At 73.7% G+C, this 11234-nt stretch carries 13 protein-coding genes and 1 pseudogene; 7 read left to right on the forward strand and 7 right to left on the reverse strand.

The features are described 5' to 3' along the window. Positions 1-136 precede the first annotated feature (136 nt). A complete protein-coding gene (locus M3185_RS16680) occupies positions 137-676 on the reverse strand; it encodes a MogA/MoaB family molybdenum cofactor biosynthesis protein (protein ID WP_251334800.1) in 540 nt (179 codons plus the stop codon). Beyond that, positions 673-1170: a cyclic pyranopterin monophosphate synthase MoaC gene (moaC, locus tag M3185_RS16685; protein ID WP_251334801.1), complete on the reverse strand. Its 498-nt coding sequence runs from the start codon at positions 1168-1170 to the stop codon at positions 673-675. Before moaC ends, M3185_RS16680 begins: the two co-directional genes overlap by 4 nt. A 121-nt stretch (positions 1171-1291) precedes the next feature. Here moaC and M3185_RS16690 point away from each other — a divergent pair, with 121 nt between their 5' ends. Next, positions 1292-2110 (forward strand): alpha/beta fold hydrolase, encoded by an 819-nt coding sequence (locus M3185_RS16690; protein ID WP_251334802.1) that lies wholly within the window; start codon positions 1292-1294, stop codon positions 2108-2110. On the opposite strand, the gene M3185_RS16695 is transcribed toward M3185_RS16690, so the two are convergent. Next, the gene (locus M3185_RS16695; RefSeq protein ID WP_251334803.1) at positions 2107-2490 is read right to left on the reverse strand and encodes a hypothetical protein; all 384 of its coding nucleotides are present in this window, start codon (positions 2488-2490) and stop codon (positions 2107-2109) included. The genes M3185_RS16690 and M3185_RS16695 overlap by 4 nt on opposite strands. Positions 2491-2569: 79 nt before the next feature. Next, positions 2570-2767, reverse strand: coding sequence for a hypothetical protein (locus M3185_RS16700; protein ID WP_251334804.1), 198 nt, complete (start codon positions 2765-2767; stop codon positions 2570-2572). Between the two features lie 359 nt (positions 2768-3126). Here M3185_RS16700 and M3185_RS16705 point away from each other — a divergent pair, with 359 nt between their 5' ends. The 3 genes from M3185_RS16705 to M3185_RS16715 all read left to right on the forward strand — a co-directional run bounded on the left by M3185_RS16705 (position 3127) and on the right by M3185_RS16715 (position 6160). Further along, complete coding sequence (locus M3185_RS16705; RefSeq protein ID WP_251334805.1) at positions 3127-4224, forward strand: tartrate dehydrogenase; 1098 nt, start codon at positions 3127-3129, stop codon at positions 4222-4224. A 93-nt stretch (positions 4225-4317) separates the two neighbouring features. Continuing rightward, positions 4318-5262 (forward strand): phosphoglycerate dehydrogenase, encoded by a 945-nt coding sequence (locus tag M3185_RS16710; protein ID WP_251334806.1) that lies wholly within the window; start codon positions 4318-4320, stop codon positions 5260-5262. Between the two features lie 628 nt (positions 5263-5890). Next, positions 5891-6160: a hypothetical protein gene (locus tag M3185_RS16715; RefSeq protein ID WP_251334807.1), complete on the forward strand. Its 270-nt coding sequence runs from the start codon at positions 5891-5893 to the stop codon at positions 6158-6160. Between the two features lie 104 nt (positions 6161-6264). Here M3185_RS16715 and M3185_RS16720 read toward each other — a convergent pair whose 3' ends face one another. Further along, positions 6265-6756 carry a hypothetical protein gene (locus M3185_RS16720; RefSeq protein ID WP_251334808.1) on the reverse strand — a complete coding sequence of 164 codons (492 nt, stop codon included), beginning with the start codon at positions 6754-6756 and terminating at the stop codon, positions 6265-6267. Positions 6757-7027: 271 nt separating this feature from the next. Between M3185_RS16720 and M3185_RS16725 the strand changes: the two genes are divergently transcribed. Further along, complete coding sequence (locus M3185_RS16725; protein WP_251334809.1) at positions 7028-7552, forward strand: MarR family winged helix-turn-helix transcriptional regulator; 525 nt, start codon at positions 7028-7030, stop codon at positions 7550-7552. A gap of 117 nt (positions 7553-7669) precedes the next feature. On the opposite strand, the gene M3185_RS16730 is transcribed toward M3185_RS16725, so the two are convergent. Together M3185_RS16730 and M3185_RS16735 are read right to left on the reverse strand one after the other, a co-directional pair. Further along, positions 7670-9133, reverse strand: a complete 1464-nt coding sequence (locus M3185_RS16730; protein ID WP_285860034.1) for an APC family permease — start codon at positions 9131-9133, stop codon at positions 7670-7672. A gap of 161 nt (positions 9134-9294) precedes the next feature. Next, positions 9295-10527: a molybdopterin molybdotransferase MoeA gene (locus tag M3185_RS16735; RefSeq protein WP_251334810.1), complete on the reverse strand. Its 1233-nt coding sequence runs from the start codon at positions 10525-10527 to the stop codon at positions 9295-9297. Positions 10528-10595: 68 nt separating this feature from the next. Between M3185_RS16735 and M3185_RS16740 the strand changes: the two genes are divergently transcribed. Together M3185_RS16740 and M3185_RS16745 are read left to right on the forward strand one after the other, a co-directional pair. Further along, positions 10596-10967: a biopolymer transporter Tol gene (locus M3185_RS16740; protein WP_251334811.1), complete on the forward strand. Its 372-nt coding sequence runs from the start codon at positions 10596-10598 to the stop codon at positions 10965-10967. A 61-nt stretch (positions 10968-11028) separates the two neighbouring features. Continuing rightward, positions 11029-11234 (forward strand): annotated as a pseudogene (locus tag M3185_RS16745) (GTP 3',8-cyclase MoaA); the annotation flags it as partial.

Here is an 11234-nt window from a genome sequence, read left to right on the forward strand (position 1 = left end):
GAGACCACCGCCCCGGTGCGCGCCTCCTGCACCGCCGCCACCGCCCGGGCATGATCCAGCGGCTCACCCGTGACGAACGCGCCCACCACCACCGTCTCAGCCTCAACAGGCCCGGAAATGCTCATCGGTCGGTCTCCTAGCGCAGTCGGGGATCGGAGTGCGGGCCGGGGCGCCCGGGGTCTTCGTGGCCGCGGTCGCGGTGGCCCTCGAGCTGGTCGCAGACGTGGTCGAGCAGCGGCTCGAGCACCTTCAGCCCGTCCCAGACCCCGCCCGTGGAGCCGGGCAGGTTGACGACGAAGGTGTGGCCGCTGACCCCCGCGTGCCCGCGGCTGAGCACGGCCAGCGGCGTGGTCCTGCGGCCCTCGGCCCACAGTGCCTCCATGATGCCCGGAAGCTCCCGGTCCAGGTAGGGGCGGGTGACCTCCGGGGTCAGGTCGTCCGGGGCGAGACCGGTCCCGCCGCTGGTCACGATGACGCTGGGGCGCTCCTCCGGGGGGCGCTCCACGAGCAGGCGCTCGAGCTGGGCGCGGACGTCCTCGCCGTCGGCCACGACGAACGGGCCCTCGACCGCGAAGCCGTGGGAGCCGAACCAGTCGACGGCGATCCGCCCGCTCCGGTCCTGGTAGACCCCGGCGGCGGCGCGGGTCGAGGCGACGATGACGGCGGCCGTCCTCACGCCGCGTACCCGCCCGGGCGGGCCCAGTCCCCCGACTTCCCGCCGGACTTCTCCAGGACCATGACCTGCCCGATCACGGCGTGCTTGTCCACGGCCTTGATCATGTCGTAGAGCGTCAGCGCGGCCACCGACGCCGCGGTCAGGGCCTCCATCTCCACCCCGGTCACGCCGCGGGTCCGCACGGTCGCCGTGATCCGCACGCCGTCGGCCAGCCGCTCGAAGTCCACGACGACCTTGCTGATCGGCAGGGGGTGGCACAGCGGGACGAGCTCGGGAGTCCTCTTCGCGGCCATGATCCCGGCCACGCGTGCCACCGGCAGGGCGTCCCCCTTGGGGAGGTCGGCGGCGAAGACCTGCTCGACGACGTCGGGGCGGGTGCCCAGCGTCGCCGTGGCCGTGGCCTCGCGGGTGGTGACGGGCTTCTCCGAGACGTCCACCATGTGCGCGGACCCGTCCGCCCGGACGTGCGTGAGACCCTGCTGCTGCTCGGTCATGTCGGTGGGATCCCTCTCGGCTGCTGCGGCGGATGTGCTCCTCCCATTCTGACCCACCACTGCCCTGCGCGGTTCCGCACCCGCACGGCCGCGTCCCTCTTGGTCGGCCTAGGCTGGGCGCATGTACCGAGTGCTCCGCTTCCGGACCGACGGCCTCGAGTTCGACGTGCGCGACGGGGGGCCCACGGACGGGTTCCCCGTGGTGCTGCTGCACGGCTTCCCGCAGGACGGCACGAGCTGGGAGCGGGTGCTCCCGGACCTGCACGCGGCCGGGCTGCGCACCCTCGTGCCCGACCAACGCGGCTACGCGCCCGGCGCCCGGCCGGAGGGCCGCTCCGCCTACCGGACCGAGCTGCTGGTCGCGGACGTCGTCGCCCTGCTCAACGCCGCGGCCCTGGACCGGGCGCACGTCGTGGGCCACGACTGGGGCGGGATCGTGGGCTGGACCCTCGCCGCGCAGCACCCGCGGCGGGTGGCGTCGCTGACGGTCGCCTCGGTGCCTCATCCGCAGGCGCTGTCCCGGTCGCTGCTGAGCTCGCCGCAGGCGCTGCGCTCTGCCTACGTGGGCCTGTTCCAGCTGCCCCGGCTGCCCGAGGCGCTGCTCGCCCCGCGCCTGGAGCCGCTGCTGCGCCGCTCGGGGCTGCCCGGCGCGGAGGCCGCCCGCTACGCTGCCCGGATGCGGGAACCGGGCGCGCTCACCGCGGCACTGAACTGGTACCGGGCCCTGCCCCTGTCCCGCTCGCGCACCGGGACGGTCGCCGTGCCCACGACCTACGCGTGGGGCAACCGGGACGGCGCCCTGGGCCGGCGGGCCGCGGAGCTGACCGAGGAGCACGTCACCGGCCCCTACCGGTTCGTCGAGCTGGACGCCGGGCACTGGCTCCCGGAGACGCGGCCGGCGGAGCTGGCCCGGCTGCTGCTCGAGCGCACGGCCCGCTAGGCCGGGTCCGGACCTCCCGCGGCGGTGTCCTCGTGGCTCCGCCCCGGGGTGCCCGCGATGCGCAGGGCCGCCTCGACGGCCAGCAGCGCGAAGGCCGTGTAGTACACCCAGACGGAGGGGTAGAGCTCCGGGACGGTGGCGCTGCGGCCCACCAGGCTGAGCACGAACAGGACCGCCCCGGCCACGCCGAGCACCAGGTGGGCCGCGCCGAAGGCGCCCGGCCGGCCGCGGCGGGCGAGGAAGATCGCCAGGACCGCGAAGAAGATCGGGAAGAGCATCTGGCCCACCACGGTGATCCCGTTCTGGTGGTACTCGTACCGGCCCAGCGCCTGGATGACGGCGGTCGCGGCGAGGAGCAGTGGTGCGGGCAGGGACTTCATGGAGGCCTGTTCTGTACGGCGTGCTGGAGGAAGGACCCGGCCAGTCTAGCCAGCGGGCAGGACCGGCCCGGAAGACCCGTCAGCGCCGCAGGTTGCGGTTCGCCAGGGCGACCACCGCCCCGAACAGCAGGGCCGCCAGGCCGATGAAGAACGCGGTGAGCACCCAGGCCGGCCACTGCGCCATCCCCCCGCTGCCGAGCAGGCCGACGAGGACGGCGAGGACCATGAGCACGGCGCCGACGGCGGCGGCTCCCGTACCGAGCTTGCGCGGGTTCATGACGGCCTCCTGGAGCGGGACTGGTGCTCCCAGTGTTCCTCACCGGACCCGCCCGGGCAGCACCCGGGGAACTGGAGGGCCGGGGCGGGATCTGATCGCCGGAGGTCCTTCCGTCGTCGGGACGGACCCACCACACGACGTCGGGTCCCATCACGCCCGGGACCCGGAGGCCGCCCGGGCCCTCCTGGAGGTCGCCGCCCGGCACGCAGCGGAGCATCCCCGCCTGCCATAGGGCGTTCCTATGTGCGGGATGGAAAACCGGTCTTGGACCCTGGGCATGTCCGGGGGCTCTACTGGTACCTGACACCGCGCTGTGATGCGGGCAACACCAGATAGACCTCGACAAGGAGAGCACCACGATGGCTGAGCACCAGGTCTTCACGATCGCCTCGATCCCCGCCGACGGGGTGGGCAAGGAGGTCGTCGCCGCCGGCCGCACCGTCCTGGACGCCCTGGCCGGGCAGTCGGGCGGGGCGTTCTCCTTCGAGTGGACCGAGTTCCCCTGGGGCAGCGAGTACTACGCCCAGCACGGGGTGATGATGGCCCCCGACGGGCTGGAGGCCCTGCAGGGCTTCGACGCGATCTACTTCGGCGCCGTCGGGTGGGAGAACGTCCCCGACCACGTGTCCCTGTGGGGGCTGCGGCTGAACATCACCCAGAACTTCGACCAGTGGGCCAACATCCGCCCCGTGCGCTTCCTCCCCGGGGTGGTCTCCCCGCTGCGCACGGCCGAGGACACCGAGCTGGACTGGGTGGTGGTGCGGGAGAACAGCGAGGGCGAGTACGCCGGGCTCGGCGGGCGCAACCTCTCCGGCCGCGGTCCCGGCAACGAGGTCGCCATCCAGTCCTCCCTGTTCACCGAGAAGGGCTGTGAGCGCATCATCCGCTTCGCCTTCGACCTCGCCCGCACCCGGCAGGTGAAGAAGGTCTCCAGCGTCACCAAGTCCAACGCCCAGCAGTACGGCATGGTGCTGTGGGACGAGGTCTTCGCCCGCGTCGCCACCGACTACCCGGACGTGGCCACCGAGTCCGTGCTGGTGGATGCGATGAGCGCGAAGTTCATCCTGCGCCCGGAGGAGCTGTCGGTGGTGGTCGCCTCGAACCTCAACGCCGACATCCTCTCCGACCTCGGCTCGGCGATGGCCGGCAGCCTGGGGCTGGCCGCCAGCGCGAACCTCAACCCGGAGCGGCGCTTCCCCTCGATGTTCGAGCCCGTCCACGGCTCGGCCCCGGACATCGCCGGGCAGGGGATCGCCAACCCGATCGGGGCGATCGCCAGCGCGGCGCTGATGCTCGACCACTTCGGCCTCCACACCGAGGCCCGCCGCCTCGAGGCCGCGATCGAGGCCACCACCGCCGCCGGTCACCTCACCCGCGACATCGGCGGCACCGCCGACACCAACGAGATCACCGAGGCCATCATCGAGGCCCTGGCCACCTCCCTCACCACCGCCTGAGCGGCGTCCCTCCCGGACTTCTCCGCGCCGGCCCGGGATGCCGCCCGGGGCCGGCGCGGTAGGTTGGAACACCCGTCGAAAGGACACCCTGCCGTGGCGCGCATCCTGATCACCACCGACTACCTCGTTCCCGGCGACGACGTCGACCGGCTGCTGCGCGATCACGGCCACGAGCCCGTCCACTGCCCCTACACGGGGCCTCGGGCCCCGGCCGATCGCCAGGCCCTGTTCGAGGGCGTCGACGGCGCGATCCTCGCCGCCGAACCGGTCACCGCCGAGATGCTCACCGGGGCCGACCGGCTGAAGGTATTGGCGCGCAGCGGCGTCGGCTACGACTCCGTCGACGTCGCCGCCGCTGCCGCCCGGGGCATCCGCGTGTGCAACGCCCCTGGGACCAACCACCACTCCGTGGCCGAGATGGCCGTCGGCCTGATGATCATGACGGCCCGCCACCTCGCGAGCGTGACCCACGCGGTACGGCACGGCGCCTGGCCGCGGGAGCCCGGCCGTGAGCTCCACGGGGCCGTCCTGGGGATCGTGGGCTACGGTCCCAGCGGCCGCGCCGTGGCGCGGATCGGCGCCGCCCTGGGCATGACCGTGCTGGCCAGCACCACCCATCCCGACCCCGAGGACGACTTCGTGCGCTTCACCGACCTCGATGCCGTCCTGGCGCAGGCGGACTACCTGTCCCTGCACGCCCGGGCTGATCCCGCCCGGCCGCCGCTGATCGACACGGCACGGCTGCACGCCATGAAGCCCACCGCCGTGCTCGTCAACACCGCCCGCGGCTCGCTCGTCGACGAGCACGCCCTGGCCGAGGCCCTGCGCGAGGGGACCATCGCCGCTGCCGCCCTCGACGTCCTCGACCACGAACCGCTGTCGGAGCACAGCCCTCTGCGCGGCATGGACAACGTGCTCGTCACCTCGCACCTGGCCGGGCAGACCGTCGAAGCCCGGGCCCGGGCCGGCCTGGCCGCCGCCCACGCCGTCATCGACGTGCTCGACGGACGGGAACCGGCCCACCCCGTGGACCGATGACCGCCCGACCGGCAGGGGCGCCGGGCGGCGCCCGACGACAGAGCCGGGGGCAACCGCTCCTTCGCGGTTCCACACCGCAGACGAGGAGCACAGACGAGGAGCACAGCAGCACCGGCTCACCGCAGGGTTCCGACCACCCTGTCCTCCCCCGCCGAAGACCCCGACCCCGGTCCCCTTGAGGGCGGGGCACCGGGTGCGCAGCCCAGGACCCGCCGGCCGCGGCCGAGCCGGGAGGTCGTACTCACCGCAGCCCTGGCCCCGGTGGACACCGAAGGCGTGGAGGCCCTGTCCATGCGCCGGCCGGGCAGCGAGCTGGGCCGGGGTCCCATGGGCCTGCACCGCTACGCGACGACCCGGGGTGGGCTGCTCGACGGGATCACCGAGCTGGTGCTGGGCAGCCGGTCATTCCCACCGACGGGGCCACCGGCAGGAGCGGCCGCGCCGCAGCGCCCACGACTTCCGCGCCCAGCCGACCGATGATCTGCCCTGCACCCCGGAGATCCGGCTGCTGCCCACCGAGCACACCGGGCACGCCGTGGACCTGACCCTGAGGCGGCCGCGACACCCAGTGCCCCGGTGGTCTCGGTCAGCGGCGACGGGGGTCATCGCCGAGGGCCGTGTGCGGGCCATGGACCTGCTCCACCTCTCCACCGGCAACGGGGCCCAGACCGTCTACGCCCACTCCTACATCGGCTTCGGGCTGACCCCGGAGGTGGCCGTCGACACGGAGAAGGGCAACGAAGGAGCCTGGAAGGAGATGGTCCCGGCGGTGCGGACCTTCGCGAAGTTCCGGCCCTTCCGCATCCAGCACATCGACGGCGTCCGGCAGACGATCGACAGCCTCGTCTTCGCCGACATCCCTCGGGGCCGAGCACGCCACCCTTGGCGAGGCCGATGACCGTCCCGCCGGCGGGAAGTCCGAGGTGGTCCTCTTCCCGTACACCGCCGAGTGGCGGGTCCTGCTCGAGGCCCTGCGCGCCACCACCACCGGGCGCCGGGCGTTCAGGCGGCCACGACGGAGGCGACCGGCCGCCCCTCGGGGCGGGTGTTCTCCAGCAGGGCGGCGACCTCCTCGACCGGCACCCCGGCGGCCTCGGCCAGGGTCTGGCGACTCATCCCGTGGCGGGCGGCCAGGGCCAGCTCGGCGCCCAGCGAGGCGGTGGCCTGGTCCAGGGCCCAGCACGCCGCCTCCACCTCCGCGTCTCCAGCGCCGTCCCGGGCTGCGGCGGGGCCAGCGAGGGCCTCGGCCTGGTCCAGCCCCCACTGGGCGGACTCGACCCGCCCGGCGGCGGCGAGCACCCGGCGGGCGAACAGGGGCTGGAACAGCGGCACCTCCTCCGCCTCGGCCAGCATCTGCTGGCCCTCCTGCGCGGAAGCCTCCAGCAGGAAGCCGCAGTCGCAGGCATAGAGACGGGCACCGTTCACGGCGGCCTCGAGCACGGCGTCGTTGCGGCGGGTGCAGTCCTGGTCGCAGTCCAGTCCACGAAGTGCCATCGGCCGCCCGCAGTGCACCAACCGGTCCGGCGCCACGTCGGGGCGGAGCGTCCCGGGGCGGACAGCCATCGAGTTGGGCGGCGTAGGGCCGGTCCACATCGTCCACACCTCGGGGCACACCACGGTCATCTCCAGCCCTTTCCTCGTTCACGGTCCACGCCCGGCCCTGTCGGTGGGGGCCTGTGATGCCGGGCACTCACAACGGCCTCAATGTACCTAAAAAGACGAATTATTAAAATCCCGTAATACAAGCCAGCCGTACGATGGGGCCATGAACCCACAGCCCGAGCAGACCCCCGGATACTGGAACGGTCGTGAGCACACCGATCCCGCCGCGGTGGAGGTTCTGCAGGCGCTGCGCACCTACCAGAGCGCCGAAGCGGCAGTACGTCAACGAGCCCGGCAGGCCTTGGGGATGAGCGAGAAGGACGCGGTGGCCCTGCGCCTGCTGCTCGAGGCCGAGCGCGCCGGCCAACCGCTGGGCCCGGGGGAGCTCGCCCGGAAACTGGGCATCTCCTCGGCCTCCACCACCACGCTGCTGGACCGGCTGACCAAGAGCGGGCACATCGCCCGCCGCCCCCACCCCACCGACCGGCGCGCCCTGGTGCTCGTCCCCACCCCCGAGCACGGGGCCCGGCTCCACGCCTTCCTGGAGTCCGCCTACCAGCGGATGACCGACGTCGCCGCCAGCCTCACCCCCGACCAGGCCGCCACCGTCACCGGTTTCTTCTCCGCCATGACCGAGGCGCTGGAGGCCATCGACGCCCCGCCCACCACCGGCCCCACTCATCCCTGAGCAGGAACCGGGAAGTTCACCGATCCACCCCGGCAGCGCGCTCCGTCCCCGACGGCCGAGCGGCGAACGGCCCGACGTTGCCTCTCCGTCCCCGGGGCGGACGGTCGGCCCGCTCGTTCATCCGCGGCGTCGTTCGACCTCGGCCACGAGTCGGTGCTCGGCGTCAGCTCCGGGGCGGATGCCTCTGGGGATGCGCACGAGGAACACCAGGCCCAGCAGCCACCACAGCCCGAAGATCGTCCAGGCCGGGCCGCTGAGGAAGGCGGGCATCCCGGGCAGATACAGACTGATCAGTCCCAGGCACAGCACCACGGAGAGCACGCCGATCACCAGGCCCCCGCGGCCGCGCCCACCGATGCGGAACGGCCGGTCCATCTCCGGCTCGCGCCGGCGCAGCAGCACGAAGACGACCGAGACCAGGGCGTAGGCGATGACGATCGACGGGGAGCCGGAGTCCACCAGCCAGCCCAGCATCTGTGCCCCGAAGAACGGGGCCACGAAGGAGATGGCGCCCACGAACAGCAGGGCGTTGGACGGGGTGCCGTACTTCGGGTGCATCCGGCCGAACCAGGCCGGAACCATCCGGGAGTTCCCCAGCGCCCACAGCAGCCGGGAGGCGCCCATCAGCAGGGAGTTCCAGGACGTGAGGATCCCGGCGAGACCTCCGGCGATGAGCAGGTTGGCCACCAGGGTGCTGTCGAACGCGGCGCCCATGGCGTCGGCGACGGCGATGTCCGCGCCCGCCAGGTCGGCCACGGACATCACCGACGAGGTGGTGAGCACGACCATCACGTACCAGGCGGCGGCCATCAGCACCGACGTGATGATGGTCCCGCCCAGCTGCTTGGCCGGCAGGTGCATCTCCTCGGAGACCTGGGGAATGACGTCGAAACCGACGAACAGGAACGGCACGGTCACCAGCACCAGGAAGAACCCGGTGGATCCGGTGGCGAAGAACGGTTCCATGTTGGTAGCCGAACCGCGGGCGAAGGCGCCGAAGATCATCATCAGGCCCACGATGAGCAGGAAGAGGATGACGAAGATCTGGGCCACCGAGGCGTGCTTGACCCCGCGGATGTTGATTCCGGTGATCACCACCGCCGACAGGGCCCCGACCAGCGCCCAGGTGAGGTGGACCTCGAACCCGGCGACGGTCCACAGCGGGATCTGGCTCAGGCCCGGGAAGATGTACTGGATCGTGCGCGGCACCGCGACGGCCTCGAAGGCCACGATGGTGATGTAGCCACCGGTGATCGCCCAGGAGCCGAGGAACGCCCAGCGGGCGCCCATCCCGCGCATGAGGTAGTTGTGCTCCCCGCCGGCGTAGGGCATGGCCGCCACGAGCTCCCCGTAGACCAGGCCCACCACGGCCATGATCAGTCCCCCGGTCAGCAGGGCCAGAACCGCCCCCATGGTGCCGGCCTCGGCCAGCCAGTCCCCGGTGAGGATCACCCAGCCGAACCCGATCATGGCCCCGAAGCCCAGGGCGATGGCGTCGAGCCGGCCGAGGACCTTCTTGAACCCGTGCTCGTCACGGTCCGGGGCGGCCGGTGCCGGGCCCCCGTGGTCGATGTCGCTCATCAGCCGGCTCCTCCATGTGTTCGACGCGGTGCAGGCCCGCCGGGCAGACGGGCCCGGCGGGTCATCCGGAATCGTCCGCCCCCACCTGCCTCGGAAGGACAGTTCCCCCAGATGAACGGATGCTACGGCAAGGGCCACCGTTCGTCTCCGCGGACCACGGCTCAGTCCAGCAGGAGGAGCTCGACCGGGGTCCCGGCCGGCAGCTCGGCGTCGCCCGGCGGGAGCACGGCGAGGGCGTTGGCGCGGGCGGCCGCCGCCAGCAGGTGCGAGCCGGGCCCGCCGGCCAGGGCCACCGCGGTGCCGTCCCACACGGCGCGGCGCACCTGCGTCCTGCCGGGCAAGGGCCGCACGGCCTCCGCGAGCGGCGCGGTCAGGCGCGGCCGGGGGGCCGGGGCGCCGAGCACCGCGGTCAGGGCCGGGCGCAGGAACATCTCGAAGGACACGAGGGTGCTGACGGGGTTGCCCGGCAGGCACACGAACGGCACCCCGTGCGCGACCGCCAGGCCCTGCGGACCGCCCGGCTGCATCGCGACGTGCACGAACTCCCCGCGGGACGCCAGCACCTGGCGGATCACCTCGTAGGCGCCCTCGCTGACCCCGCCGGAGGACACGAAGAGGTCCGGGGCGTGCGCGGCGTCGGCGGCGAGCCGCTCGGAGAAGGCCCCGGCGTCGTCGGGTACCAGGTGGGCGCCGGCCACCTCGACACCGGCCTCCGCGAGCTGGGCGGACAGGATCGCCGCGTTGGCGTCGTAGATCTGGGCGGGGCCGCGCTGGGCGCCGGGGGCCACCACCTCGTCGCCGGTCGTGTAGACCACCGCGCGCGGCCGGGCTCGCACCGGCAGCTCGGCCAGCCCGAGGGCCGCCGCCAGCCCGATCCGGGCGGGGGTCAGCCGCTGTCCCGCGCGCAGGGCCCTCTCCCCCGTCTCGATGTCCTCCCCGGCGCGGCGCACGAACCGCCCGGCCGGCTGCGCACCGGGGAGCCGCACGGCCGCGCCCGGGGCCGGGAACCCGCGGGGCAGCGCCTCCTCCACCGGGACCACGGCGTCCGCGTCCGGCGGCAGCGGCGCGCCGGTCATGATCGGGGCCGCCTGCCCCGGGGCGAGGGGCTGCGGGACGTGCCCGGCGGGCACGGGGGCGGCGACGACGAACGGCACCGTCCCGTCCTCCCCGGCGGGCCGGCGGCTGTCGGCGGCGCGGATCGCGAAGCCGTCCATCTGCGCGTTGTCGAAGGGCTGCAGGCTCAGGGGCGCCACCACGTCCAGGGCCAGGACCCGGCCGAGCGCCTGACGCAGCGGGACGCGCTGCACGGGCGGGCGCAGGTCCCGGAGGGCGTCGGTCACGGCCCGGCGGTGGGCCTCGACGCCGCGGGCCGGGGGATGGGCGTGCCTGCTCATCCCCCCAGCGTAGGCGGAGGGCGGGAGGCCCGGAGCCAGGACGGGCCCGGCCCTGGCAGAATCGGCGCATGGCACGACGCGAGGTGGAGCTCACCGACGACGGTCGCTGGATCGTGGTGGACGGCCGCCGGTGGCGCCGTCAGGACCCCGAGCTGCCGCAGCAGGTCGAGGCCCGGCTGAAGTCGCACCTGGGCCGGGCCCGCTCCGCGGTGCGCACGGTCCGGCGGAGCGGCACGGAGGCCGAGCTGCGGGCCGTGCGGGACCGGGTGCAGCTGGCGAAGACGGGTCTCGGCGAGCGGGGGACGCCCTGGTGGGAGCAGACCCCCGAGCAGCGCCGGGCCCGCTGGACGGACGCCCTGGAACGGCTCGACGCGGCGGCGCCGCCCGACGACGCCGGAGGCCCGGCGGCCGCCGTTCTCCGCATGCCGGACGCTGACTAGACTGGTCGGACGAGCCCGGCGCACCCTCCCGGTGCGCCGGCCGAGACCCCGAGGCTGTGAGATGAGCGTTTCCCTGGGCATTCCGCAGGTCCGTGGTGCCGAGCTGGTGCCCAGTGGTGCTGGGCGCGCGGCGGGGCTGATGGACCGGCATGGGCGCCGGGCCACGGATCTGCGGCTGTCGGTGATCGACAAGTGCAATCTGCGCTGCACCTACTGCATGCCCGCCGCCGGGCTGCCCTGGCTGCCGGCGGCCCAGCTGATGTCCCC

Source organism: Kocuria rosea (assembly GCF_023715525.1).
GTDB classification, from domain to species: Bacteria; Actinomycetota; Actinomycetes; order Actinomycetales; family Micrococcaceae; genus Kocuria; species Kocuria rosea_A.

Excerpts from the sequence above, each read along its gene's own strand:
- M3185_RS16695 (WP_251334803.1), bottom strand. The coding sequence starts at position 2,490 with ATGAAGTCCCTGCCCGCACCACTGCTCCTCGCCGCGACCGCCGTCATC.
- M3185_RS16715 (WP_251334807.1), top strand. The coding sequence starts at position 5,891 with ATGGACCTGCTCCACCTCTCCACCGGCAACGGGGCCCAGACCGTCTAC.
- M3185_RS16735 (WP_251334810.1), bottom strand. The coding sequence starts at position 10,527 with ATGAGCAGGCACGCCCATCCCCCGGCCCGCGGCGTCGAGGCCCACCGC.
- M3185_RS16705 (WP_251334805.1), top strand. The coding sequence starts at position 3,127 with ATGGCTGAGCACCAGGTCTTCACGATCGCCTCGATCCCCGCCGACGGG.
- moaC (WP_251334801.1), bottom strand. The coding sequence starts at position 1,170 with ATGACCGAGCAGCAGCAGGGTCTCACGCACGTCCGGGCGGACGGGTCC.
- M3185_RS16725 (WP_251334809.1), top strand. The coding sequence starts at position 7,028 with ATGAACCCACAGCCCGAGCAGACCCCCGGATACTGGAACGGTCGTGAG.
- M3185_RS16740 (WP_251334811.1), top strand. The coding sequence starts at position 10,596 with ATGGCACGACGCGAGGTGGAGCTCACCGACGACGGTCGCTGGATCGTG.
- M3185_RS16720 (WP_251334808.1), bottom strand. The coding sequence starts at position 6,756 with ATGGCACTTCGTGGACTGGACTGCGACCAGGACTGCACCCGCCGCAAC.
- M3185_RS16690 (WP_251334802.1), top strand. The coding sequence starts at position 1,292 with ATGTACCGAGTGCTCCGCTTCCGGACCGACGGCCTCGAGTTCGACGTG.
- M3185_RS16730 (WP_285860034.1), bottom strand. The coding sequence starts at position 9,133 with ATGAGCGACATCGACCACGGGGGCCCGGCACCGGCCGCCCCGGACCGT.
- M3185_RS16700 (WP_251334804.1), bottom strand. The coding sequence starts at position 2,767 with ATGAACCCGCGCAAGCTCGGTACGGGAGCCGCCGCCGTCGGCGCCGTG.